At 68.4% G+C, this 25,339-nt stretch carries 22 protein-coding genes; 5 read left to right on the top strand and 17 right to left on the bottom strand.

Going from position 1 to position 25,339, the window contains the following annotated elements:
* Positions 1–93 precede the first annotated feature (93 nt).
* A complete protein-coding gene (locus tag GF068_RS44020; protein WP_170320034.1) occupies positions 94–315 on the top strand; it encodes a hypothetical protein in 222 nt (73 codons plus the stop codon).
* Here the strand turns inward: GF068_RS44020 and GF068_RS42500 are convergent.
* The 5 genes from GF068_RS42500 to GF068_RS42480 are packed head-to-tail and all read right to left on the bottom strand — an operon-like array spanning position 294 to position 4,297.
* Complete coding sequence (locus GF068_RS42500) at positions 294–455, bottom strand: hypothetical protein (RefSeq protein WP_153825299.1); 162 nt, start codon at positions 453–455, stop codon at positions 294–296. The two genes, GF068_RS44020 and GF068_RS42500, sit on opposite strands and share 22 nt — an antisense overlap.
* The gene (locus GF068_RS42495; RefSeq protein WP_153825298.1) at positions 434–736 is read right to left on the bottom strand and encodes a hypothetical protein; all 303 of its coding nucleotides are present in this window, start codon (positions 734–736) and stop codon (positions 434–436) included. Before GF068_RS42495 ends, GF068_RS42500 begins: the two co-directional genes overlap by 22 nt.
* Before the next feature lie 39 nt (positions 737–775).
* The gene (locus tag GF068_RS42490) at positions 776–2,533 is read right to left on the bottom strand and encodes a hypothetical protein (protein WP_206079673.1); all 1,758 of its coding nucleotides are present in this window, start codon (positions 2,531–2,533) and stop codon (positions 776–778) included.
* 30 nt (positions 2,534–2,563) lie between these two features.
* A complete protein-coding gene (locus GF068_RS42485) occupies positions 2,564–3,337 on the bottom strand; it encodes a hypothetical protein (protein WP_153825297.1) in 774 nt (257 codons plus the stop codon).
* Positions 3,338–3,391: 54 nt separating this feature from the next.
* Complete coding sequence (locus GF068_RS42480) at positions 3,392–4,297, bottom strand: sigma-70 family RNA polymerase sigma factor (protein WP_153825296.1); 906 nt, start codon at positions 4,295–4,297, stop codon at positions 3,392–3,394.
* A gap of 56 nt (positions 4,298–4,353) precedes the next feature.
* Here GF068_RS42480 and GF068_RS42475 point away from each other — a divergent pair, with 56 nt between their 5' ends.
* Entirely contained in the window at positions 4,354–7,452 is a 3,099-nt protein-coding gene (locus GF068_RS42475; RefSeq protein ID WP_170320033.1) for a serine/threonine-protein kinase, read from the top strand.
* Between the two features lie 15 nt (positions 7,453–7,467).
* On the opposite strand, the gene GF068_RS42470 is transcribed toward GF068_RS42475, so the two are convergent.
* From GF068_RS42470 to GF068_RS42455, 4 genes are all read right to left on the bottom strand, one after another.
* On the bottom strand, positions 7,468–8,115 hold the full coding sequence (locus GF068_RS42470) for a hypothetical protein (RefSeq protein WP_153825294.1): 648 nt from the start codon (positions 8,113–8,115) through the stop codon (positions 7,468–7,470).
* Positions 8,116–8,200: 85 nt separating this feature from the next.
* Positions 8,201–9,676, bottom strand: a complete 1,476-nt coding sequence (locus tag GF068_RS42465) for a sensor histidine kinase (protein ID WP_153825293.1) — start codon at positions 9,674–9,676, stop codon at positions 8,201–8,203.
* A gap of 4 nt (positions 9,677–9,680) precedes the next feature.
* Positions 9,681–10,133, bottom strand: coding sequence for a response regulator (locus tag GF068_RS42460; protein WP_153825292.1), 453 nt, complete (start codon positions 10,131–10,133; stop codon positions 9,681–9,683).
* Entirely contained in the window at positions 10,130–11,356 is a 1,227-nt protein-coding gene (locus GF068_RS42455; protein WP_170320032.1) for a sensor histidine kinase, read from the bottom strand. The genes GF068_RS42460 and GF068_RS42455 overlap by 4 nt, the downstream gene beginning before the upstream one ends.
* Between GF068_RS42455 and GF068_RS44015 the strand changes: the two genes are divergently transcribed.
* Together GF068_RS44015 and GF068_RS42450 are read left to right on the top strand one after the other, a co-directional pair.
* Positions 11,355–11,531 (top strand): hypothetical protein, encoded by a 177-nt coding sequence (locus GF068_RS44015; RefSeq protein WP_170320031.1) that lies wholly within the window; start codon positions 11,355–11,357, stop codon positions 11,529–11,531. The genes GF068_RS42455 and GF068_RS44015 overlap by 2 nt on opposite strands.
* 96 nt (positions 11,532–11,627) lie before the next feature.
* Entirely contained in the window at positions 11,628–12,476 is an 849-nt protein-coding gene (locus GF068_RS42450; RefSeq protein WP_153825290.1) for a hypothetical protein, read from the top strand.
* Positions 12,477–12,659: 183 nt separating this feature from the next.
* Here GF068_RS42450 and GF068_RS42445 read toward each other — a convergent pair whose 3' ends face one another.
* The gene (locus GF068_RS42445) at positions 12,660–13,139 is read right to left on the bottom strand and encodes a hypothetical protein (protein ID WP_153825289.1); all 480 of its coding nucleotides are present in this window, start codon (positions 13,137–13,139) and stop codon (positions 12,660–12,662) included.
* Between the two features lie 91 nt (positions 13,140–13,230).
* On the opposite strand from GF068_RS42445, the gene GF068_RS42440 reads away from it, so the two are divergent.
* Positions 13,231–14,301: a sterol desaturase family protein gene (locus GF068_RS42440; protein WP_170320030.1), complete on the top strand. Its 1,071-nt coding sequence runs from the start codon at positions 13,231–13,233 to the stop codon at positions 14,299–14,301.
* Positions 14,302–14,338: 37 nt separating this feature from the next.
* Here GF068_RS42440 and GF068_RS42435 read toward each other — a convergent pair whose 3' ends face one another.
* Genes GF068_RS42435 through GF068_RS42410 form a run of 7 tightly spaced genes read right to left on the bottom strand, consistent with a single transcriptional unit; the run spans position 14,339 to position 25,338 of the window.
* Positions 14,339–15,421 carry a prohibitin family protein gene (locus GF068_RS42435; protein ID WP_153825287.1) on the bottom strand — a complete coding sequence of 361 codons (1,083 nt, stop codon included), beginning with the start codon at positions 15,419–15,421 and terminating at the stop codon, positions 14,339–14,341.
* Between the two features lie 23 nt (positions 15,422–15,444).
* Positions 15,445–16,113, bottom strand: a complete 669-nt coding sequence (locus GF068_RS42430) for a YcjF family protein (RefSeq protein WP_153825286.1) — start codon at positions 16,111–16,113, stop codon at positions 15,445–15,447.
* Positions 16,114–16,153: 40 nt separating this feature from the next.
* Positions 16,154–17,692 (bottom strand): substrate-binding domain-containing protein, encoded by a 1,539-nt coding sequence (locus tag GF068_RS42425; protein ID WP_170320029.1) that lies wholly within the window; start codon positions 17,690–17,692, stop codon positions 16,154–16,156.
* Between the two features lie 11 nt (positions 17,693–17,703).
* Positions 17,704–18,429 carry a DUF6875 domain-containing protein gene (locus GF068_RS44010; protein WP_170320028.1) on the bottom strand — a complete coding sequence of 242 codons (726 nt, stop codon included), beginning with the start codon at positions 18,427–18,429 and terminating at the stop codon, positions 17,704–17,706.
* A complete protein-coding gene (locus tag GF068_RS42420; protein ID WP_153825284.1) occupies positions 18,426–20,051 on the bottom strand; it encodes a cyclic peptide export ABC transporter in 1,626 nt (541 codons plus the stop codon). The genes GF068_RS44010 and GF068_RS42420 overlap by 4 nt, the downstream gene beginning before the upstream one ends.
* Positions 20,048–21,679, bottom strand: a complete 1,632-nt coding sequence (locus tag GF068_RS42415; RefSeq protein ID WP_153825283.1) for a cyclic peptide export ABC transporter — start codon at positions 21,677–21,679, stop codon at positions 20,048–20,050. Before GF068_RS42415 ends, GF068_RS42420 begins: the two co-directional genes overlap by 4 nt.
* A complete protein-coding gene (locus tag GF068_RS42410; RefSeq protein ID WP_338046789.1) occupies positions 21,667–25,338 on the bottom strand; it encodes an amino acid adenylation domain-containing protein in 3,672 nt (1,223 codons plus the stop codon). Before GF068_RS42410 ends, GF068_RS42415 begins: the two co-directional genes overlap by 13 nt.
* Between the last annotated feature and the right edge of the window lies 1 nt (position 25,339).

Below are 25,339 nucleotides of genomic sequence, written 5' to 3'. Positions count from 1 at the left end.
CGACACAGGGATCCACTCCGTCGGCTGGGCGAGCCGCGTGCAGTGGATCATGCCTGATGGCGCTTGTCGATCCCCCTCGCGCAAGTACTCGAAATGAACGGGAAAGTGGAACTGATCGGCGCTCTAGGCTCGGTGCTCGTGTCAGGCATGCCAGGTTGTGTCTCGGGCTTCATGCCGGTAGGCATGGAGGCGATTGCTGCGCAATGGGTCAGCAATGAGCCCGGCATGTGCGCAGCCATGGGGGGCGAACCCATCGGAGAGATGCACCCCATCAATCCTTCGGTTTATTGCTGTCAGCCGTTGCCCACTGAATGACGCGCGGTCGCGAGGGCTGCGCCGTCGAGCACGACCGCGCCGAGCGCCCCGTGGGCTGCGCCGTGCGTCGCGCCGAGCTTCACGAGGGTTGCGCCGTCGAGCACGACCGCGCCGAGCTTCACGAGGGCTGCGCCGAACATCGAGAGCGTCCCGAGGGCTGCGCCGTCGAGCACGACCGCGCCGAACGCGCGCCGAGCGCCCCGTGGGCTGCGCCGTGCGTCGCGCCGAGCTTCACGAGGGCTGCGCCGTCGAGCACGACCGCGCCGAGCTTCACGAGGGCTGCGCCGAACATCGAGAGCGTCCCGAGGGCTGCGCCCGTCGAGCACGACCGCGCCGAGCGCGCGCCGAACGTCAAGAGCACCCCGAGGGCTGCGCCGAGCGCCCCGCAAGGCTTCCGCCCGTGACCGGCGGGACCATGCAAATCCTGTTTAAGATCGCGCCGTTAGTCCTCGCTCTGGCCTCAGAAACGGTACACAAACAGATTTCGCTTGCCGCCTCCGCTCCCGCCCCCGCCTCCGCTCCCGCCGCCGCTCCCGCCCCCGCCTCCGCTCCCACCTCCGCTCCCGCCGCTGCCGCCCATTCCGCCGCTGCCACCAGCGCCGCCCATTCCGCCGGCGCCGTTCATGCACATCCCGCTCTGGCAAACCCCCATCTCGCAGGGCGTGCCGTCCGCGACGAACCCATCCGCCGGGCAGTCGTTCGTGGCGCCGTCACATACCTCCGCCATGTCGCATACGCTGGATGAATCGCGGCACACCGTGCCTGCCACGATCGGCGCGCACGTCCCGTTCTCGGCCGCGCCCGCCGATACGCTGCACGCCTGGCAATCGCCGGTCGCGCCGCCGCCACACGCCGCGTCGCAGCAGACGCCGTCCACGCAGAACCCGCTCGCGCATTCCGCGCCGCTCGCGCAGGCGCTCCCCAGGCTCGCCGTCAGGAGGAACGCGTGGGCCGAGCCGGAGTTCGAACCCTTGTCGTCGTCCCCAGGCGCCCCCAGGAGCGCCGTGTTCCCCGCGAGCGCGACCGAATATCCGAAGTGGTCCTCCGCCGCCGGGTCGCCCGCCATGAGCTTGGCCTGCTGGGTCCACAGACCGCCGCTGCGCGCGAAGACGAAGGCCGCGCCCGCGTTCGTGCCCTTCTCGTCGTCCGGATAGGCCCCCACGAGCGCCTTGTCGCCCGAGAGCGCGACCGAAATGCCAAAGTGGTCGAGCTCCGTCATCGGCTCGTCCGAAAGGAGCTTGGCCTCCTGGGTCCACGTCCCGCCATTACGCACGAAGACGTAGGCCGAGCCGGAGTGCGAGCCCTGATCGTCGTCCCCGTACGCCCCCACGAGCGCCGTGTCCCCGGAGAGCGCGACCGCATAACCAAAATAGTCTTGCGACGCCCCGTCGCTCGCCACGAGCTTGGCCTCCTGGGTCCACGTGGCGCCGTCATGCACGAAGACGTAGGCCGAGCCCCGGCCGCCGTCCCAGGACGCCCCCACGAGCGCCGTGTCCCCCGAGAGCGCGACGGCGTCGCCGAAGTTGTCGGACGCCGCCCCGTCGCTCGCCAGGAGCTTGGCCTGCTGGGTCCACGTGGCGCCCTCGCGCACGAAGACATACGCCGAGCCCGCGTTCGTTCCCATGTCGTCGTCCGCCCTCGCGCCGACGAGCGCCATGTCCCCCGTGAGGGCGACCGAGTCGCCGAACGTGTCGTCCGCCGCCCCGTCGCTCGGCAGGAGCTTGGCCTGCTGGGTCCACGTGGCGCCCTCACGGACGAAGATGTAAGCCGAGCCCGAGCTCGCGCCCTGATCGTCGTCCCCGAGGGCCCCCACGATCGCCGTGTCCCCCGAGAGCGCGACCGTCGCGCCGAAGAGGTCGAGCGCCGCCCCGTCGCTCGCAAGGAGCTTGGCCTGCTGGGTCCACGTGGCGCCCTCCCGCACGAAGACGTAGGCCGAGCCGGCGGACTGGCCCTTGTCGCCATCCCACTCCGCGCCGATGATCGCCGTGTCGCCCGAGATCGCGATCGATGCACCAAAATGGTCGTTCGCCGCTCCGTCGCTCGCCAGGAGCTTGGCCTGCAAGACCCCCGAGAGCGAACCCATCTCCATCGGCGCCACTCCCACGTCGCCCTCGAGCGCGGGCGCCTCGCCGCCATGACAAGCGGCGAGCACGGCAATCAGGGCCGGGCCGAAGCCGCGGCGCAGCCACGGCACGAAGCTTCTTCGTACGTCAAACATGGTAAGCTCTCCTCGAACCTCGAAATGAATTCACTTGCACTGGCCGTCCTTCTCCGGCTGCCGCTGGCAATCGGAGGGATCCGGCGGGTGCTCTTTCATGCAGCGCTCGCCGCAGCCCGAGCCCCCGCCCATCATGCAGCGCGTGAGGCACGCGGCGGACTCGCCGGCGCACTTGTTGACGGCTGCGGCCGAGGGGCACTGGTAGTATGCGCGGTTGATGCAGCAATGCGCCGAGGCGCTGCTCTGCGCGGTCGCCGTCGTATTGCTCTGGCCGGACTCCGTGGTCTTGATGCCCCCGAGGACGTCCGAGGCCGTGCCGAGCAGGCCGCCGATCCCGCCCCCGCTCTCGCTCCCGCGCGCCTTCGCCTCGGCGGCCCGGCGCTCCTCTTCGCGGCGCTCCGCCTCCTCCTCGACCCGCTCCCGCTCCGCCGCGGCCCGCTCGCGTTGCCCGGCGTCCGCGCTCGCCTCGGCCCAGATGGCCTGCCCGAGGGTGGTCGCCTCGTCCGTGAGCGCCTTTTGCTTGTCCGCGGGCATCTTCTTGCCGTCGAGAAGGTCGACGGCCATCACGACCCGGTCCGCGGTCGCCTTGAAATGGACCCAGACCTCGGGGTTCGGCTGGAACTTGCAGTACTCGCGCTCCTTGCAGATGGCGCGATAGCCGCGCTTCTGAATGGCGGCGTCGAGCGACGCGACCGTGGTCCGCCCGTCACCCGCGTAGGCGAGGGGCGTCGTCTGCCGCACGTGGTTGCAAGCCGCGAGCGTGAGGGAGAGGGCGAGCAGGAGGGAGAAGGCTCTGGTGTTCACATCCGGGGGATGCTCGGCGCGCCCCGGTGTCGCATTTTTTTTTCGACCCGCGGCCTACGCCTGCGATCGCAGGGTGATCTCCAGCCGGCTCTGCAGGAGGCGCAGGATGTCGTCGACCTCGCCGCCCTCGACCCGCAAGCGCTCGCGCATGCGCTGCCGCGTGCCGGAGGCGAGGCGGTCGCGCGCCTGGGCGAGCCAGCGGGCCGCCGTGGCGCGGTGGACGTCGTGCAGCGCGCCGAGCTCGTCGATGCCGAGGCCCTGCCGGTAGTGCTGGCGCAGGAGGTTGCGGTCGCGCGGGGAGAGCGCGGCCAGCGCCTCCCGGAAGGCGCCCTGGAAGGCCTCGTGGTGACGTCGCTCGATCAAGGCGAGCTCGGGATCCCCGGAGGACGGGTCGAGCTCGGCGAGCTCGAGCTCGTGGTGGACGCGCTCTTCACGCTTCTGCCTGCGCAGGAGGCCAAGCGCCTCGCGGACGGCGACAACACGAAGCCAGCCGCGCAGATCCCCCCGGCCCGTGTATTCGGCGATTCGAGGGAGCGCGTCCCCCTCGCCGACGAGGATTCGATGCCGGATGCGGTCCCGGAGGTCCTCGAGCGTGGTGCTGCCGAGGTCGATACGGGAGAGCGCCGCCGTGACGTCACGCAGCAGGGCCTTGTCGAAGAGCGTGAGGGCCGCCGCGTCGCCGCGGGCACAAGCGCAGGCGAGGTAGAGGTCCACGCACGTGCTCGACGTGAGGGCGCGATGTAATGGCACGTCCGCGCCGATCCGGGCGGCGAGGTAGGGAATGAATACGTCGGGCTCGAGGTGCACGCCGGCCCAGGCCGCGCGCGCCGCGGCGAGCAGGGAGGCGAGCAGGGCCTCGAGCTCGGCCGGGCCCAGGTCGAGCGAATCCGCGGGCGCCTCCGGCCGCGCGGCGCGCCACGCGGTCGAGAAGCAGCGCGCCAGGGCCGATCCGTCTCCCATGCGCGGGCATGGTAGCATCGCGGGCGTCGATCCTGCTAATCTGCCGGGGCTTTCGCATGGATTGCCCGGGTGAGAACACGCTGAACGCGCTGCTCGGCGGCCACCTCGCCCCCGAGGCGGCCGCGCAGACCGAGCACCACGTGGAGCAATGCCCCGCGTGCCAGGAGGTGCTCGCCGCGGTGGGGCCGTCCCGAGGCCCGAGCGGGGAGGGCAGCGCGACGTGGAAGGATACACGAACGCCACGCGCCGAGGCGGCGCTCGCGCCCGGGAGCGCCGTCCACCGCTACGTCGTGCTGTCGCGGGTGGGCGCCGGCGGTATGGGCGTGGTGTATGCCGCCTACGATCCGGAGCTGAACCGGCGGGTCGCATTGAAGGTGCTGCGCGCCGAGGGGCACGGGGAGGGCAGCGAAGAGGCCCGCGCGCGGCTGCTGTCGGAGGCGCAGACGCTGGCGCGGCTCGCGCACCCGAACGTGGTGGCGATCCACGACGTGGGGGTGACGGGCGGAGACGTCTTCCTCGTGATGGAGTTCGTCGAGGGGCCGACGCTCGCCGCGTGGCTCGCGGAGCGCCGCCGGCCGTGGCAGGAGGTCTTGCCGGTGTTCTTGCAGGCGGGCCGGGGGCTCGCCGCCGCGCACGAGGTGGGGATCGTGCACCGGGACTTCAAGCCCGCGAACGTGGTGGTGGGGCGCGACGGCCGGGTGCGGGTGCTCGATTTTGGCCTCGCGCGGGACGGGCGCGCCCCCGGCGCCGCGCCCGCGCACGCAGAGGAATCGACGGCCCATAGCGTCGTCGCCGGCACGCCCGCGTACATGGCGCCCGAGCAACACCGGGGCAGGCGCGCAGGCCCGCGCGCGGACCAATTCAGCTTTTGCGTCGCCCTGCACGAGGCGCTCCACGGGGCGCGCCCCTTCCGCGGCGAGACGCGGAGCGAGATCCTCGACGCGATCGAGCGAGGAGACGTGCACGCCCCACGCGCGGCCGAGGTCCCCGCCTGGCTCGACGCGGCCCTGCGGCGCGGGCTCTCCGCGAAGCCGGAGGCGCGGCACCCCTCGCTCGTGGAGCTGCTCGCCCTCCTCGAGCGGGATCGGCGCGTGTTGCGGCGGCGAATCGGGATGGTCGTCGTCCCCCTGCTGGCGGCGGCGCTCGCGGGCGGGGTCGTGCACGCGTCGATGGGCCCTGCGGCGGAGGCGCCCTGCCGCGGGGCGTCGAGGCGGCTCGAGGGCGTGTGGGACGCTTCGAGGCGCGCCGCCGTCCACGAGGCGTTTGTCGCGACCGGGCTGCCCTACGCGGCGGGCGCCTTCGACCATGCGGCGGCCGAGCTCGATCGGCGCGCGACGTCCTGGGAGGAGGCACATACGCAGGCCTGCGAGGCGACCCGGGTGCGCGGCGAGCAGACGGAGGAGCAGCTCGGCCGGCGTATGGTGTGCCTGGAGCGGCGGCTCGGGGATCTCGGCGCGCTCACGCAGGCGCTCTCGCAGGCGGATGTCGCCGTGGTCGACAGGAGCGCGCAGGCCGTCGCCGAGCTCGCGCCCGTGAGCGATTGCGCGGACCTCGTCTCGCTCTCCGCGATGGATCCGCGCCCGGAGGATCCGGCCGCGCAGGAAGAAATCGACCGGATCGCGGCGGAGCTCTCCCGCGCGCGGGCGGAGCTCGCGGTGGGGCGTTACGAGGCCGGGCTCGCGCGGGTCGATCCGCTCGTCGGGCGCGCGGCCGCGGCGCGGTATGGGCCGATCGAGGCGGAGGCGCTCTACCTGCGGGCGCGTATTCGTGATCTGCTCGGCAAAGATCACGAGGCCGAGGCGGATTATCACGCCGCCGCGCGCGCGGCGATATCGAGCCACCACGACGAGATCGTGGCGAGCGCCTGGGTCGATCGGTTCGGCATCGTCGCGTTTGATACGCGCCGCGCCGACGAGGCCGCGGAGGCCCTCTCGTATGCGCGGGCGGCGCTCCGCAGGCGCGGGGCCAATCCGGAGCTCTTCGCGCGGCTCTCGGTGCGGATCTGCTCACGAGGGAACGTGCTCGCCGACGCGCCGCACATCGAGGCGGATTGCCGGCGGGCCGTCGAGGAGGTCGAGCGCGTCGCGCCGCACGATCCCGAGCTGCTCGCGGCCGCGCTGCAAGGGCTCTCGCGCGCGCTGCGCAACCAGGGGAAGCTCGAAGGCGCGAGGGCGCCCGTCGATCGGGCGATCGCCGTCCTGTCGAGGACGCTGGGCAAGGACCACCCCTCCACGCTGCGCGCGCGCCGGGCGCTCGTCGCCGTCCACCAGGAGGCCGGCGCGCTGAAGGAGGCCGAGGCCGAGAGCCGAGCCATCCTCGAGGACAGCACGCGGCACCTGCCGGCCGACCACCCGGTGCGCGTGTTGGCGCTCTTCGATCTCGGCCGGATCCTCACGATCCGGGGCGACCACGCCGCGGCGCTGCCGCTCTTCGAGCAGGCCTTCGAGGGGGAGCGCGCGCGAGGCGGCGAGGACTCCGAGCAAGCCGCCACGTGCCTCGAAGCCATGGGGCGCGCCCTGCACATGCTGGGGCGCAAGGAGGAGGCGGAGCGGCATTATCGCCGCGCGCTCGCGATACGTGAAAAGGCGCTCGGCGCCGAGCACGTGTCCGTCGCCGGCTCGCTCGTGTATCTCGGCGTCTTGCGGGACGACGAGGGGGCCTACGAGGAGGCGGAGGCCCATTATCGCCGCGCGCTCGTGATCCGCGAGGAGGCGCTCGGGCCGGATCATCCGCTCGTCGCGAGCACGCTCGATCTGCTCGGCAGGACGTACGGCAAGCTCGGCCGCCTGGACGCAGCGCAGCCGCTCGTCGAGCGCTCGCTCGCCATCAACGAGGCGCGGCTCGGCGAGGAGCACCCGTCCATTGCCGACGCGCTCGTCCCGCTCGCGGACATCCACCTCGAGCGAAAGGCGCCGAAGAAGGCCATCCCGCTGCTCGAGCGCGCGATCACGCTGTACCTGCGTCAGCCGGGGGATCCGGCGATGCTCGCGGACGCGCGGTTCTTGCTGGCGCAGGCGCTCGTGGCGGCCGGGGAGGACCCTCCACGCGTGGCCTCGCTCGTGGACGAGGCACGCGCGGGGTATGTGGCGGCGGGGCCGAGGGCGGCGGCGGCCGTGGCGGACGTGGATGCGTGGCTGTCGCGGATCAGGCGGTGATCGGCGGGAGCGAAATCAGAGGAGCGCCGCGACGTCGTCGCAGCCCCAGTCCTCGACCTCGACGCAGTTCTCGAGCTTCCCGGGGCCCCAGGGCGACCACCGGCACGTCATGTCGTCCATGGCCGCGCAGCCTGCCGCGACGTCGTCGCCGAGGACGACGTCGCAGATCTGATGCGCCGAGGAGGGCTCCCAGGGGATCGGCTCGGGGGGGCAGCTCCCGATCTCGCACGCCCGATGGCGCGATTGCACGAGGGCCTTGCCGTCACCCTGCAGGACGATGAGCCGCTCGGTCTGGGTGAAGTTGGGCCCCGGCACCTCGAGGGCGCTGAGCGCGCCGGGCGCGCTCGAAACGATGAGCTTCGCGGCGCAGACGAGGGCCTGCTCGGGCTCCGGGGAGAGGTGAATGCTCATCTGCGGGCAGTCGGTCGTCACGCCACACGCAAAAAGGTCGGTATGCACCTGGCCGCCACCGCCGGCGCCGCCGGCGCCGCCGGAGCCGCCGGAGCCACCGAAGCCGCCGGCCGAAGAGGTTGCGGAAGACGAGGCGCCGCCGCTGCCGGTCGCGTCCCCGTTGCCGCCGCCTTCGCCGGAGCAGGCGGCGAAGGGGAGGGCGAGGGCGAGGGCGAGGGCGACGAAAGAAAGCGTGTTCTGGTTCGAGTTCATACGGATGGTCCGACCGTAAACCATCTCGCGCTCGCGGGGACAGCGTCGCGCGGCCGGGAGCAAATCTCCGGCGTCGGCGCTCCCTTCACGGCACGAGCGCCGGCAGCCGCACCGTGAAAATGCTCCCCTTTCCCACCCCCGCGCTCTCGGCCGTCACCGCTCCGCCGTGCATCTCCACCAGCCGCTTCACCAGCGTCAGCCCGACCCCGAGCCCCCCTTGGGCACGATCGAGCGACCTGTCCCCCTGCGTGAACAGGTCGAAGACATGCGGCAGCAGCGCCGGGACGATCCCCACGCCCGTGTCCGTGATCCGTACGAGCACGTCCGCTCCGCTCTTTCCGGCCGTCACGTCGAGCGCCCCGCCCTGGGGCGTGAACTTGGCCGCGTTGTTGAGGAGGTTCGCGAAGATCTGCGTCAGCCGGGTGAGATCGCCGCGCACCTCGAGCGGCTCGGCCGGCAGGTGGACGGCGAGGCCCTGCTGCCGCCCCTCGATGTGCGGCCGTACCATTTCGATGGCCTGCGTGATCGCCGTGTTCAGGTCGATGACCTCCGGGTGCAGCGTGATTTTCCCCTGGCTCACCCGGGACACGTCGAGCAGGTCGTCGACCAGCCGCGTCAAGGTCAGGACTTGCCGCTCGATGATCGAGCAGGCGCCCTGGATCCTCGGGTCCGCGAGCGAGGCCGTCTTCACCCGCACGAGCGTCGCCGCATTGAGGATCGGCGCCAGCGGGTTGCGCAGCTCGTGGGCGAGCATGGCGAGGAACTCGTCCTTGCGCCGGTCCGCCTGCTGGAGCTCCTCGGTCCGCGCCTGAAGGCCCTCCGCCAGGGCCTTGTGCTCGCTGATGTCCTCCACGAGCCCGTCCACCACCGGGCGGCCCTCCTCCTCGCCCAGACGCTCGCTCACCCGCACGCAGACACGCGACCCGTCCGGCCGGCTCACCTCCACCTCGCGCCTCGCCCTCACCCGCCCGCCCTCGGGGTCACGCACCTCGTCGTAGAGCCCGGGCGGCGAGAGGAGGCCGTCGAGGCGCTGCGCGCGGGCCTCTTCGAGCGTGCTCCGTCCGACGATCCGCAGAAACGCCGGGTTGCACGAGAGGAGCTCTCCCTCGGGGCTTGCGCGAAAGACGCCGACGTCGAGCGCGTCCGTCAGCCTTTGCAGGTGGGTCTCGACCTGGGACAGCCGCCGCTTCGCCGTCATCCGCTCGATCGCGTGCCGGACCGCGAGCGGAAGCCTGGGCATTCGCTGGGGGCTCTTGACGACGTAATCGTCGGCCCCGGCTTTCATGGCCTCGACGGCCACCTCCTCGTTCCCGCTGCCGGTGAAGAGGACGACGGGGCAATAGGGCCAGTGGTCCTTGATGTGCTCGAGGACCTGGAGGCCGTCGGTCCATTGCATCATGTAATCGGTGACGACGGCGTCGTACCCGCCCCGGGCGAGCGCCCCGTCGAACCCGGGCCGATCGAAGACCTCATCCACGGCGGCGTCCGGGAACTCCTGCCGGAGGAACCGGATCGCCATCAACCGGTCGTCGGGGTTGTCGTCCAGGACGAGGAAACGCATCGGATCACGCGACCTCCGTGTCCGGCCTGCGGTTGAGCAGGAGCCAGTAGACGCCGAGCGCCTTCACCGCGTCGAGCAGCCCCTCGAAGCTGACGGGTTTGACCAGGTACGAGTTGCAGCCGAGGTCGTACGCCCTGCGCACGTCCGTGCTCTCCATCGACGACGTGAGCATGACGACCGGGATGCGCCGGAGCCCCGGCTGGCTCCGCAGCCATTCGAGGACCTCGAGCCCCGATCGCCGAGGGAGCTTCAGATCGAGCAGGATCAGGGCCGGCAGCGGGTGCTGCGTGCGGTCGTCGTAGGGCGGCCGCCCGGCGAGGTAGTCCACGGCCGCGTCGCCATTGTCGACGACGTGGAGCGGGTTCAAAAGGTGCGATTTCTTGAAGGCGCGGCGGATCATGAGCACGTCGGTCGAGTCGTCCTCGACCACGAGCACGCCGAGCTCGTCGGTCCTCATACGCCCTCCCTCTTCAGCAGCTCGATCCAGAAACGGCTCCCTCCGCCCGGGTTGGGCTCGACCCCGCACGATCCGCCCATCCGCTCGAGGCCTTTGCGGACGATGGCAAGGCCGATGCCGGTGCCCGGGTACACCTCCTGGCCATGGAGACGCTCGAAGACCCGGAAGATCCGCTCCTTATGCTCGGGCTCGACGCCGATGCCGTGGTCGTCGACCCGGAGGCGGACGTGATCGCCGCGGTCCTCGGCGGAGATATGCACCACGGGTGGCTCGCCTGCGCGCACGAATTTGATGGCATTGCCGAGCAGGTTCGTCACCACCTGCCCGAGCGTCGTCCGGTGGGCGATCACGCGGCCGAGCGGCCACGCCACGCTCACGTCGGCTCTTCGCTCGTCGAGCTCGGGGCGCATTTGCCCGAGAACGTCGGTCAGCACGGCGTCCAAGTCGAGCGGCTCGAGGCGAATCGCCTCGCGGGAAAGGCGGGCGTACGCGAGCAGGTCCTGGATGAGGTCGTCCATCCGGACCGCCGCGCTCACGATACGTTGCGTGTATTCGCGGGCCTCGGCGGGCAGCTCGTCCGTGTAGTCCTCGACCAGGGCGTCTGCCAGGGAATGCATGTTGCGCACGGGGGCCCGGAGGTCGTGCGCGATCGTGTAGGCGAACGCCTCGAGCTCCGCGTTTGCCTCCTCCAGCGCCCGGGTGCGCTCGGCGACGCGCCGCTCGAGCTCGGCATTGAGGCGCCGCAGCGCCTCCTCGGCCTTCGCCTGCTCCGTCTCGTCCTGGAAGACGAGCACGACCCCGCGGATTTGCCCGGCGTCGTCGCGGATCGGCGCCCCCGAATTCACGACGCAATAGTTCGCCCCGTCCCGCGCGACGAGCAGGGTGTGGCTGGCGAGCCCCTCTCGGCCCTTCTGCAGGACGAGCGCGACCGGGTCCTCGATTCTCGCGTGATCGTCCCTGCGGACGAGGTGGAAGACCTCGCCGAGCGGCCGGCCGATGGCCTCGGCGCTCGTCCAGCCCGTGAGCTTCTCGGCGGACAGGTTCATGAATGCCACCCGCCCGGCCTCGTCGGTGGCGATCACGCCGTCGCCGATGCTGCGGAGCGTGACGCGGAGCCACGCCTCGCTCGCCCGCAGGTTTCGCTCGGCGACCTCGGCGCGGCTCCGCGCGCGGTGCAGCGAATTCATGAGATGACCCAGGCCGCTGCTGAGGGTCACGGACATGCGCGCGAGCCGCACCGCCGTCGTCGCCGCGACGGCCGCCACGGGGACACCATACCTGGCGAAGAGGCCCTTCCGGGTCGCTGCGCGAGGCGGCGCCAAACGCGCGCTCGCCTGCGCGGCCGACCAGGCCGTCGAGCCAGGGCGGGATGAATACGACATCTCGCTGGGTACGTAACCCCCGCGCAAAACGAGAGGGAGCCTCCCCGGCGCGCTTCGCCGAGGGGACGGAGGCGAGAGGGCGCGGGGCGCCGAGGCGCGCTACGCTTCGCCGATGCTCGTCCGTTCGCGCGTGGTCGCGATCGTCACCGCGCTCGGCGTGACGGCGCCTCTCCTCGTATCATGCGCCAGATCCGCCGAGGATCCGCCTTCGCCCGCGCCCACCCTCCCGCCGCCTGCATCGAGCGAGCCTGCGCCATTCGCGTCGGCCTCCGCGCTCCCGCCGCTCGGAGGGGATTGGCTCGTGCGCCTGCCACTTCCGGGATTCGAGGACGCCGTGGTCGCAGTGCCCACCGGGGCGACGTCGCCGCGGCCGATCCTGGTCGGCGTCCACGGCTCCCGTGATCGTGCGGAATGGGCGTGTGGCGAGTTTCTCGGCGTGACGAAGGGCCACCCGTTCATCCTCTGCCCCCAGGGTATTGCCGTCCGCAGAGGGCCCGAGCCGGTGTTCGGGTTCGCCTCGGCCGGCGATTTGAAGCGCGAGATCGACGCGGGGCTCGAGGCGCTCCGCGCGCGCTTCGGGCGCCACGTGGCCGAGGGGCCGATGATTTATGGAGGGTTCTCCCGCGGCGCATTCTTCGGCGTACCGATCCTCGCGGACGAACCGTCCCGATTCCCCGTGGCCGTGCTCGGCGAGGGCGGGCAAAGTAGCTGGACGGACGAACGCGCCGCCCGTTTCGCCCGCGGGGGCGGCAAGCGTGTCCTCTTCGTCTGCTCGACGGCGGCCTGCGAAGCGGCGACGCCGCCCGCCCTCGCGAAATTGAAGCGGGCGGGCGTCGAGGCGAAGATGATCTCCGCCGGGCACATCGGGCATATCGTCGATGATCGTGTGGTCACGCTGATCCGCGGCTCCTGGTCGTCGTGGCTCGTGCGGGATCGAACGGGGGCGCTCGGGCCCTGGTGAGGGACGCGGATATATTCGCGTGCACTGCCGGATTTTGCCCTGCGATGTCGAGCTTCGCGCCGTCGTGATCGACGAGCGTGATCGGCCGCGGGGTTTGGCCTGCTGCGCGAGCGCGGGGGACGCCGGGAGGAGTGAGAGGGCGCGAGGAAGAAGACCAGCGCAGCGCGACGCATGCGAGCCGGATCACCCAAGCGGATTTGGGTGTTCGTCTAGAGGTCCGGAGAGCAGCGTGACGAGGAGTCCTCCGATCGGCGTGAGGATGACGGAGAGAATCAGCGCTCCCCAGATGCCGATACGTCGTGCCCTCCCCAGGAGACCCACGGCGAGCACCTCGAGGACCGGAAAAACGTAATCATCAAAAAGCGGGCCGAGCCCCAGGCCTGCCCTGGAGGTCTCAGAGCGGCTTGCTCGCGCTGGCTGACTGCTTCCCGCGAGCGTCGAGATACGAAGGACGAGATTGTCCGCGGGCGCCCACGCCCTGCGAACATCGCATAACGTCTCGTTCACGGCCTCCAGATCTACGAGCCGCGAGGGGTTCGGGAGGTCTGGCGCGAACCTGCCACCTCGCACGAAAACGAGCACGAGCAACACCGAGGCAATGGCCAGTTCACGAACCATGGGTCCGAACGGCTGCTTCTCCGAGTGTTTCCGGGTCAGGCCCATGATGCGCCATCCTACTACAGGATGACGTGGGCGTGTGGTAGGTTCGTCCACCGTGCCTCAAGCGCTGCTGTTGTTACTTCTGGTCATGACCATGGGACTCGAATGGCGCGTGGGCGGCACGCGTGGACGGCAGGTTTATCGTGTGCCGGACGTGACGTCGAACCTGCTGGTCGGCATGGCGCAGCTCGCCCCCGCTGTTGTCCTGGCTGGCTTCCTGCAGGCCACCTACGAGTTCGTCTACGAGCGTTCTGCCGTCTTCGACATCAAGGAAAACTCGCCGATCGGTTGGATCGGGTTGCTCATCGGTGTCGACTTTCTCTACTACTGGTTTCATCGTTTCTCGCACCGCGTGCATGTCGCCTGGGCCGCGCACGCGCTGCACCACCAGGGTGAGGACTTCAACCTCGCCCTCGGGATCCGTCAGCACCCGGCGGAGGGGTTCATCGGGCGCGCGTTCTACCTGCCCCTGGCGATCATCGGGGTTCCCCCCGAGATGTCCATCACGGCAGTCGTCATCAACACGGCCTACCAGGTCTTCCTCCACACCGAGCTCGTCGGCAAGCTCGGCCCGCTCGAATGGGTGCTGAACACGCCTTCGCATCACCGCGTCCACCACGGCATCAACCCCGCCTACCTCGACAAGAACTTCGGGGGCATGCTGATCCTCTGGGATCGCATGTTCGGCACGTTCGTGGAGGAGAACGAGCAGCCGGTGTACGGCACGGTCGAGCAGGTCGCGTCCTTCGACCCGATCCATTGCATGTGGGCCCCGCTGGACGATACGATCGAACGCGCGTCGCGCACATCGGACTCCTTGGATGAGCTTGGTGTCTGGATCATGCCCCCCGGCTGGTGGCCGAAGAGCATGGCGAAGGCCGACACCCAGGTCAGGCTCGATCGGCCCAAGTACGACGTGAAGCGCAGCCGCGGGGCCACGCTTTACTTGATGGCGATGACGGGGCTCATGATCCCGATGATGATGCGTTATCTCTTCGTCAACGACCTGAATCCCCGGCCGCTGACGATGCAACTCGCGTTCATCACGTGGGCCGCCGTCTCGATCGTCGGGCTCGGAGGCCTCCTCGAGGGGCGCTCATGGGCAAAATACGTCGAGGCGCCGCGGCTCGTCGCCACGCCGTTCGTCGTGATGACCCTGGTTTGATCCTTTCACTTCCACCCCCTCGGGGGCGCTTCGTCCGCTACTGCACGTCCCCCTGTGCCTCCTGTTGGCTCGAAGGCGGCGCAGGAGCCGCTTCAATTGCGGCTCTAGCGGTTTCCTGCGTCTTCTTTTCAGCCGCGGAGGTAGAACCCGCTCCCGCCGTTGCTGCCGGAGCGCTCGTGCCCCCATCGACGTTCAAGAGCATCTGCGCCCCCGGCCCTCCGCCGAGTACGACGACCTTCGAATTCTGCGACTTCGCCAGCTCCATTTGAGATTTCGCGAGCTCGAGCGACGCCTCGATGGTGCGCCACTTGAGCATCTCCGGAGATACCTTGCTCGCGATGAGGTTGTAATCGCGGATCCCGGCAGCCTCGGTCCGTCTCCGCTCGGCTTCTTTCTCTTCCCTCTCCAGCCGAAAGCGATACTCGTGCATAAGCTGCTCTTGCCTGTACTTGTCCGCGATCGCGCTCTGGACGATCTCGGGTAGCTCGATGTCGACGAGCTTGAGCTCGTAGAGCTGCACGTAGGAACGCGCATTACCGCTTTCATCGAGGCGTCCGAGCGCCGATACCTTGCCGACCTCCTGGAGGAGGTCCCGCACGCTCGTGTAGATATCGTGCGCCGTCCGGTTGCCGAAGGTGCGCCGGACGTGGGACTCGACCTCCGGACGGATCAACCTCTCGAAGTAATCGACGCCGATGTCCTGGTGCAGATGGCCGAGCATTTCCTTGTGCGGCTGGTATCGTACGGAGACCTCCAACGGGAGGTTGAGCCCCTCCTCGCTGAGAACGTCGAATTTCAGCTTTTGATGCTGCATCCGCGTCTCGTAGACGGTGAGCTCGTCCCAGGGCGGGATCACGTTGAGACCCTCGCCCCAGAGCCGATCCGTCACCGTCCCACCGAGGAAAAATCGATACATGACGGCGCTGCTCCCCGCCGGCACGCGGATGAATATCCGTGGCCAGAGGAAGCCGACCAAGAACAGGAGGACGACCAGCGTCGTATAGAGGGTGAACCGGGCCCTCCGGAGCCACTTCGCGAACCGCTCCCGGAAGGGTGGCTTCTTCGCGTCGCCATTCGAAGACCCCTCATCCATCTCTTCATCCGCTTCCGGCTTGCTCATGGGTGGCTCTCACCAGGGGCTCGTCAGGACTGGCTGGTCGCCGTGGCGTCCTCTTTGGACTTCTGCACGTCCGCGACGTACTCCTTGGCCTTCTCGAACTCCTGCTTGAAGTAGCTGCGCACCTTGTGAGGCTCGAAATCGAGCAGCGTGCCGCCTGTCTCGAAATGCATGACGAAGACCTTGCCGAGCGCCCGGGTGAACGCGCCCGAGATGACGGGGACCGTGAGGAGGCCGAACGCGGTGCCCACGAATGGAATGAGCTTCCCCAGGCTCGCTCCAATCGCGGCGCCGGCGCCGACGCCGAGGACTCCCGAGAGGAGTGAGCCGATGAGCTTCTTGGCGATGTCCTCCCGGAAGCTCAGCTCGTAGAGCTCCGAGAGCTCGGCGAGCATCTTCACCTGGATGCCCGTGACCGCGACCATGTCGACGATCGGCACCGGAACGACCCCGGCGCCGAGCGCCCAAAGCACGTTGCGCCGAATGATGGCGTCCGCGCGGCCCACGCGCGAAACGGGCTCAGGGGACTTCGGCGCGGCGCTGCCCTTGGACTTCTCGTCGGATTTCGGCTCGACCTTGGCTTCGGCCTTCGGTCCGGCCGCGGACGCGCCCGTTGCCTCCTCTTTCACCTCGATTCGAGGTTCGTCCGTCTTCTTCTCCGTCGACTGCTTGGATTGTGCGGTTTCGGTCGCCATGATTCTCTCCTCCGTTCACACGTTGAACAATGAGCGGGTCTCAGTGTCTCCCCGTCGCGTCCCGCCAGGCGCGAACGAGCTCGGCCACGAATTTGCCGTCGAGGCGCGGCGCTTCGACGAACGGCGCGTCGATCTCCACGCCATAACGTCGAAATTTGAAGAATGGATTGTCGGAGTCCTCGATGCTCCGGAGCTTCAATTCGGGGTTCGCCGGCCGGAGACCCCGCTTGACGGCCAGCTTCTGCATCTCCGGGCCACGAAGGAAGCTGATCCATTTCTCAGCAGCCGTGCGCTGCTCGGCGGTGATTTGACCGTCGTCGACGATGACCACGGGATGTTCGTTCACGAGCGTCGGCTGCGGGTACACGACCCGCAGCTCGGCCATCACGTCGGCATGTGTGTCGAGCTGCTGAAAAATCGTGAAAACGAGCTGCTCCGGCGTCACCACAGCGTCGTACCGGCTCGCGCCGAGGTCGAAGATCGCGTCGGTCAAGAGGGAGGCGGACGGCGGCGGGGGCGGTACGCCCGCTTCGCATCGCTTGAGCCAGCGCTGAAAAGGCTCTCGCCGTTCCTGGAACGAGCGAGCGAAATCCGCCTCGGCGAGGTCGCCACGCACGACCACACCCTCTTTGCTTGGTTGCCCGAGCGCGTCCTTGATGCGCTCCTTGAGCGCGGCCGGCCTGTCGTTCGGAGGCAACGCGTAGTCGTACGCCATGAGGTAAAGCGCCTCGAGCCCCTCCGCCGAGCGCGTCGGCGACGAGTGCACGAACTTCGCCCTTCCCCACCGCCTCATTTCTTCCGCTGTCGGGAACGGCGCGATATAAGCTCGTTTGGACTTCTTGTCGACCCGCCGAGCCGCCGGCGTAGGTTGCTCGGGGAGCGCCGCCGGTACGACCGAACCGTACCAATCGCTCCACGTCCCTGGCACCATGTGCTCGAGGGCCATCTCCTCGAGGTCCTGTGGGTCCCGCGGCACCCCCGGGCACATCGCGTCCACCCACAGCCCCTCACCGTTCTTGTTTTTCTCGAGGATGTCTTCGAGGACCTCGAGCCGATCTTCCCATATCAGAATCACGAGCGGCGATCGCGCGAGAGAAGTCTGCTTCGTGATGTCGAACAGGGATCGGCCGTGGCTCTCGTTCCAGCGTCCATCGAGATAACGCAGGACGAGATCGTCCGCCGGCGACCAGATCGTCGGCCGCACGTCACCCTTCAGGATGGAATCGGCTCCCTCGATGCCGCCCGACGCGACCGCTTTGATCTGGATTTTCGGACATAATTTCGCAAAACGAGTCGCGGCCTCGTCGATCCATGCCTGCTTGTCATTGCTGTAGAGCATCTCGACGAGGACGGGGTGTCCGTCGTGCGGCGCCGATCCGCACATCTCGCTCGAGGCCTCGGTCGCGATCTTCATGTCCACGAGCCGTGAGGGCTTCGGGAGGTCGGGGACGAACCTGCCACCTCGCACGAAGAACGCAGTGAAGAGGGCGAGCAGCCCCGTGGCGATCAGGATGTCGCGAATGGTGAGCCCGAGTGTCGTCTTCGAGCGAGGTTCATCGCGTTTGCGAGTCGGAGCCACGAGATCCTCCATCAATCGACGGTCGCCTGGGGTGGAAACGCGGAGTCCAGGACCGCCTCCCAGCGCGTCGGCAGCTTGGGGATGTCGGCGGCTGCGACGCGCGCGATGAGCTCGTCGCGGGAGGAGACGCCGAACTTCCGGACGTACGCGCGCAGGCATTCCGGGCGAGAGAACAAGAACATCAGATCGGTGAGCTGCATCGGGCGGATCACCAGCATCGGGTACGGAGCCTCGAGCGGGCGGTAGTCGGGGTTGTGCAAACCTGGCTCGAGGCAGCCGGGATAAAACTGGCCTATCATCAAGCCCTGGGCAGTGATCTCGGGCTTCAGCGCCTGCTGCACGGGATCGATCAGCACCGGCCCGCCGTCGTGGGGCAGCTCGGGAAACAGGGTCAGGATGGCGCGGAACTCGCGGCCGACCTCGGTGGCGGGCGGCAGCGTCGGAAAGCGCGCCGCAAGAGCGCGCAGCACCGGCTCCACGGCGGTCGGGTGAAGCTCGCCCTGGTACACATGAAAGCGGATGGATCGAAAGCGGGTCAAGGCAGGCCCGACGAAGGGGCACACGTGGCCCCTGCGACCGATGAGCGGATCCGGCTTGGCGATGGAGGTCTGGAGCCAGGTCAGCACCTCGATGAGCTGCGCGCGGGCTATCGCCGGCAGGTCGGCGCCCTGCTCGACGAGCTTGTCGGCGCTGATCATTACAGGCTCGCTGGCCACGTTTTCGATTCTCGGGTTCATGCGCGTTCAACAGACCGAATCCGGCCATACTCCATGGTGATGACTCGATCGGCACAGTGGAAGAATCGGTCGTCGTGTGTGACCGCAATGACGGTCTTCCCTCGTTGCTTCAGCGTCGGCAGAAGCTCTTCGTAGAAGTGCGCGCGGAACTCGGGGTCCTGATCTGCGGCCCATTCGTCGAATACACAGATGGGCCGGTCCTCGAGGAGCGCCACGATCATGGCCAGGCGCTTGCGCTGTCCGGTGGAGAGATTTCGGTTCGTGAAACCCTCGTTCTCGAACGACGTCTTCTGATGGAGGCCCATCTGCTCGATGAGGCGGTGCACGGCCGCGGGGTCGACGTCGAGCAGCCCATAGAGCTTGGCGAACAGGTGGAAGTCCGAGTAGATGGCCGAGATTTTCTCGCGATACGCGGCCACGTTGCTGGAATCGACGCGTATCCCGCCGACCCGGAGCTCACCGCCCGTCGGCGGATACAGCCCCGTGAGGACCTTGAGGGCCGTCGACTTGCCGCTCCCGTTCCCGCCGACGATGAACACGATCTCGCCTTCTGGGATTTCCACGTCGAGAGGGCCGACGCGGAACGCGCCGTCGCCGTCATCGGAGACGTATTCGAATTCGACGCCGCGTCCGGCGATCACGCCGAACCCACCTCGCCACGTATCCTCGGCGTCCTGCGCGATTCGTGTCTCCTGGATGGCCTTGTCGAGCTTCTCCTCCAGCGTCCGCGCCCTGTCCAGCGCCACATTCGAGCGGATGTATGCGGGCGCCCCCGTGATCAGCACGGTCATGGGCCCCCAAAGGAACAGGATGGCCGCGACGATATCGACCAGCGCAGAGGAGTCCACGTCGATGTGCTGCGGAAGGACGATGACGATGACGCCGAGCAGCGCGTAGAGGTTGCTGCTGGCGAAGATGAAATTGTCGCCGTTCATCTCGCCGGACCTCAGGTTGAATCCCCGCAGTGCCCCGGACGACCGCTCGATGTCGGCGCAGATGTCTCGACCGCGTCGCTGGCTGAGCTTGACCTCCTTGAAGCCTTTCAGCAGGTCCGTGAGCAAATCGAAGAACGCGACACGGGCGTCCCCGAGGCGCTGCAGATAACGCTCGAGCTCCTTGGCCCTCTCTCGATACGTCAAGTAGCCGATGGTGAGCAGGAACGAGATGGCGATGAACGTCGGCAAGGAAATCCAGGCGACGTACAGCACCGCGAACGCCAGGATGAGGGCCGCTTGCAAGAAGGCCGCGATCAGCGGCCCGTAGTGGGACACGACGCTCAGGTTTTCCGTGATGGCATCATGGATCTCCGCGGCGCCGATGCGCTCGATCCCCTGGATGTCGGCCTTCTCGAGCTTGTCGACGATCCTGATCCTGATCCGATGCAGCGCCGATTCCACGACCGTGGCCGTCCGGTAGTATACGTACTTCGCGCTGAGATAATGGCCGGCGACGACGAGCGCGAAGAGGCCGGCCGCCAGAAACCCCAGGAGCTCCGGCGCGCCGGCGACGACGTTCGCCCCGATGAGCACGAACATGCTCGTGGCCCCCGCCATGGACGCCGCCGTGAGAATGCGGCTGCGCTCGCGCCCCGCCTCCTGGACGATGAGATCGACGATCGTCAAGGCGCATTCATCCGGTTGGTCGCCTGGACCTTCCCGTAGCTCAGTTCGATGACGCGGTCCGCGCAATGAAAGTAGCGATCATCGTGGGTGACGGCGATGACCGTCTTGCCCCGGCCCTTCAGCGCGGGCACGAGCTCCTCGTAGAAATACCTGCGGAATCCAGGATCCTGATCGGCGGCCCACTCGTCGAATACGTAAACGGGACGATCCTCGAGGAGCGTCATGATCGTGGCCAGGCGCCTGCGCTGGCCGGACGACAGAGCGCGCCGGGTAAATTGCTGCCCCTCGAAAGAGGTCTTCCCCTGGAGGCCCATCTCCGCGATCAGCGCGCGCACCGCCCCGGGTTCCGCGTCGAGCATGCCATAGAGCTTGGAGAAGAGGTGGAAGTCCGAATAGATCGCCGAAATCATCTCGCGGTACGCGGCCACGTTCTCCGGCTGGACGAGGACACCGCTCACACGCAGCTCTCCGCCGCTCCGCGGGTAGAGCCCCGTGAGCACCTTGAGCAGCGTCGATTTGCCGCTCCCGTTCCCGCCGACGAGGAAGACGACCTCGCCCGGCTCGATGTCGAGGCTCAGGGGGCCGACGCGGAAGCTCCTGTCCCCGTTGCCGTCGGGATACTCGTAAACGATATCGCGTGTCGAGAGGGTGCCGATGCGACCATTCCACGGGTCCTCGGTCTTCTGGACGGCCGCTCGCTGAACGGCCTCGTCGAGCTTCCCCTCCAGCGCCCGGATATGTTCGAATGCGACGCTGGAGCGAAACACCGCATTGAGCCCTCCGGCCACGCTGGTGAAGGGGCCCCACACGAACGCGGTGCACGTGACCAGGCTGGCCATGGTCTCGGTATCCACATGGGCGTACCTGGGCAAGGTGAATACGACCGCCCCCAGCAGGAGGTACAGGACGCAGTTGGGCATGACCAAGACGCCGCTGAGCCCCTCGGCCGTCTTCACGGCGCCGGTGCGGAGCGACTCGGCCATCCCCACGATATCGCCGTGGATCTCACGGCCACGCCTTCGGCTGAACTTGGCTTCTTTGAAGCCCTTCAGCAGGTCCATGACCCTGTCGAAGAACTCGAGGCGTAGCTGCCCAATCTGGCGCAGCACGTCCACGACGTCTTCGAATCTGTATTGAACGATGTAGAACCCGAACACCAACATGAGTGCGATCAGCGCGAAGGCAGGAAGCGAGATCGACGCAATGTAAAGGAGCCCGAACACGAGGACGAAGAGCGCCTGCAGAAAGCTCCCGAGCACCCACCCTTGCTCCGACACGACGGACATGTTCTCCGTGACGCGGTCGAAGATCTCTGCTGTCCCGACGCGCTCGAGCCCCTCGAGCTCCGTTCGCTCGATCTTTGCGGCGATCCTCGTCCTGATGCGGTGGAGCACAGCCTCGACGAGGGATGTCGTCCGGTGATACGTCGATCGAGCACCGAGGACGTAGAGGGCCATCGTCAATCCGAACAGGAAAAGCGCCCGCACGTCCGCCTTCTCCGGGGACCCGGCGAGGACATTGGCTCCGACGAGGAGAAGCGCGTTCGCGATGCCCGCCATCGTCGCGACGGCCAGGATCGAAGCCCGCTGCCCCTTCGCCTCCTCGAGGAGGAGGTCTATGACATACATTGCTGCCCCGCGAGCGAGTGAGCTTCCGCGCGCGTGGAGGCGCCCACCTCGCGCGCGGGCGAGGTGCCCGAGGGCGTCTGCCCCAGCGCGCCGCGCGACGTGCAGTGGGCGATGAGGCGCCGCAGCGATGTCAGATATAGCTCGATGAGCCTCTCGACCGTCGAGCGGTCATGGACCGCAGGGTCGTGCGCCCACATGAGGCGCAGGCGCCCTTGCAGGACGATGCCGCTCACCGCCAGCGCGAAAGGCGAAAGCGCCCGTGGGCTCCTCACCGTCTGCGCACCGATGAAATCCCAGCCGCCGCGCCGATCTCCGTCCTTGGGCGCGGTATCGAATTGGCCCTGATAATTGAATACGGCGGGGATTTGCACCGCCAGCGACGCCCGCACGGCCTCGTCCGGGTGGGTATACCGCAGCCAACCATATCCCACGCCTCGACTCGGCACCGCCCGGAGCTGCTCCTTGATGCCCTCGAGCAGGGCGCCGGGATCTCTCCCCGGAGGCACCTCGAGACGGACCGGGAAGAGCGCCGTGAACCATCCGACGGTGCGAGACGCGTCGACATCCTCCACAATGGGCTCGCGGCCGTGCCCCTCGAGCCCTACGCACATCGTGTCCGTCCCCGCGAACGCGCACAGGGTCTCCGCGAACGCCGATAGCAATATGTCGAGGGCCTCCGTTCCGTCGGCCGAGCGCAGGTCCAGGAGCGCCTCCGTCTCCGCCTCCGGCAACACCACCTCCACCGTGCGGCTCTCGCCCATGGTCCTTCGCGCGTGGCCAGGACCAGGAGCGGGCAGAGCAGCATTGCGCGCGCATTGCGCTTGCCAGTAGGGGAGCTCCTTGGCGAGCCCGCCACGCGCGACGAAGGTATGCAGCCGCTCGGACCACTGCCGGAACGACGTCGTTTTGGGCCCGAGATCCGGTGTCCGCCCCGCGAGCCGCGCAATGCAAGCCCTGGTCAGATCCTCGCAGAGGATGCGCCACGACACGATGTCCACCACGAGGTGGTGCACCACGAGCACGAGCCGCACTCCGTCCGCGCCGAGGTTCACCCACGCTGAGCGGGCCAGAGGGCCCGTGGACAAGCAGAGCCCCGTTTGCAGCGTTTCCACTGCGCTCTGCACGGCGGCCCCGCGCGCGGTCCCCTCCACGGCGGACAGGTCCACGCGCTCGAGCCGGACGGTCGCCCCATCCTCGTGCTCCTGCACCCACCCGGAGTCCGCGCGACGATATCGTAATCGCATCGCATCATGCTGCGCGGCGAGGTCTCCGAGCGCCTCCTCCGCCATCGCGGGCGACAGCGCGGGCGGCGGCGTCCACACCATCGCGACCGCATAGTGATGAGCATCCACGGGGTCATCTTGGAAAAACCACCGCTGGATTGGCGTCAGCGGCACGACCCCCTTCACGGCGCCCTGCTCTGCCGAGACCGCGCGTCGTCCGCGCGACGCCTGCGCGAGCTCCGCAACGGTCTGGTGCGTGAATACGTCGCGCACCGAAAAAGAGAGTCCGGCGCGCTTGGCGCGACCCACGACGTGGATCGCCAGGAGCGAATCACCCCCCAGCGCGAAGAAATTGTCGTCGATCCCCACGGGGGAGACGCGAAGCACCTCCGACCACACCTCCGCGAGCGCCCGCTCCGCGTCCGTGCGCGGCGCCACGTACGAGGTCGCCGCCGCCTCCCGCGTCGCTTCGGGCGCCGGAAGGGCCTTTCGGTCCACCTTGCCGCTGGGATTCAGCGGCAATGCCGTGAGCCGCACGAATACGGAGGGGACCATGTACCCGGGCAGCGAGGCCTGAAGGTGCTCGCGCAGCGTGCCCTCCGTGCATTCGCCTTCCCCGGGCACCACATAGGCAACCAGCCGCCTGTCGTCGGGCCCGTATTCCCGTGCGATCACCACGCACGCTCGCACCGCCGGGTGTGACGACAGCACCGCCTCGATCTCCCCGAGTTCGATGCGAAAGCCTCGAATCTTCACCTGGTGATCGATGCGCCCGAGGAACTCCAGCTCTCCATCCGCGTCCCATCGGGCGAGGTCACCCGTGCGGTACATCCGCGCCCCAGGCACATTCGAGAACGGGTCGGGGACGAAGCGCTCCGCGGTCAATCCGGGGCGCCCCAGATAGCCGCGCGCGAGCCCGGCGCCCGCGATGTACAGCTCCCCAGCGATGCCCACCGGGACCTGCATCAGGTTTTGGTCGACCACATGAAGCTGCGTGTTGGCGATACCTCGGCCAATCCGGACGTAGCCCGGCTCGGCGTCGACGTGGTATTGCGCAGACCAGATCGTCGTCTCCGTCGGCCCATACACGTTCCTGACCGACGATGCCCGGAGCGCGAGCTTGACCGCGAGATCCGGCGTCATCGCTTCTCCGCCGCCCAGCACCTGCAGGGGTCTCCCGCCCATCCAGCCAGCGTCGAGTACCATGCGCCACGTCGCAGGCGTCGCCTGCATCATCGTCGCGCGCTCCAGGGCTCTCAGCAGCACGTCCCCGTGGCTCGCGTCTTCCCGCGACGCGAGGTGGATCGAGGCTCCCCGAAGCAAGGGCATGAACAGCTCCAGCCCGGCGATATCGAAGGACAGCGACGTGACGGCCAGCATCACGTCCCGAGGCCCGACACCCATCCTTTCAGCGAAATCGTGCAGGAGGTTCGTCAGGGCCCCGTGCAGAACCTGGACGCCCTTGGGCCTCCCCGTCGATCCCGACGTGTAGATGACGTAAGCCGCGTTTTCCGGCCCTACCTGGACGGCGGGAGGCGTGAGCGGCTGCTCCTGCCAAGGGGGCGGGCTCGCATCGAGATGCACCGTCACGGACTCGTGCGCAGATAGCCTATCGTGCAAGCGCTCCTGGGTGAGCAGCACCGCGGGCCGCGCGTCCGTCAGCATGTAGGCCAGCCGCTCCCGCGGATAGCCGGGGTCGAGCGGCACGTACGCGCCGCCCGCCTTGAGAATGCCGAGCAGACCGACCACCATCTCCGGCGAACGCTCGACGCATAGCCCCACCAGCACCTCCGGGCCCACGCCGAGCGCGCGCAGGTAGTGGGCCAGTTGATTCGAGCGCTGGTCGAGCTCCCGGTACGTGAGTTGCTGCTCGGCGAACACCAATGCCACGGCGTCGGGTGTCCGTGCGGCCTGCTCCTCGAAGAGCTCGTGAGTGCACTTGCACTCGGGAACCACGGCCGCCGTATCGTTCCAGGCTGCGAGCTGCCCGTGCTCCGCCTCTGCCAGGAAAGCAAGCTCGCACAGAGGTTTGTCAGAGTACGCCACTACGTCGAGGAGCAGAGCCCGCAGGTGCTCGCTCAGCCGCTTCGCCGCGGCATGGTCCACACGTGTCGTGTCATAGGCCAGGTGGATGCTCGTCCCTTCCGTGTCATGGACCACGGCAAACACGAGCGCATTTTTTGCGGTCATCACGCCGGCGGACACCGCTTCGACAAACGGTGACCATCCTGCCGCGACTTCGGTGTGCGGTGCCGATACCTCGAAGACGAGCACGTCGTACAGCGGGTTCTCATCGCCATGCCTGGACAACCCCTGATCCTGCACCACGACGTCGAACGGCAATGCCTGATGCTCGTGGCTCTCCACGGACGTGCGCCTCGCAGACGAGAGCAGCTCGGCGAACGTCGGGTCTCCCGAGAGGTCGGTCCGCAACACG

Source organism: Polyangium spumosum, from assembly GCF_009649845.1.
Taxonomy (GTDB): domain Bacteria; phylum Myxococcota_A; class Polyangia; order Polyangiales; family Polyangiaceae; genus Polyangium; species Polyangium spumosum.
The sequence above is the reverse complement of the archived record's forward strand: the minus strand, read 5'-3'. Positions and strand labels throughout refer to the sequence as shown.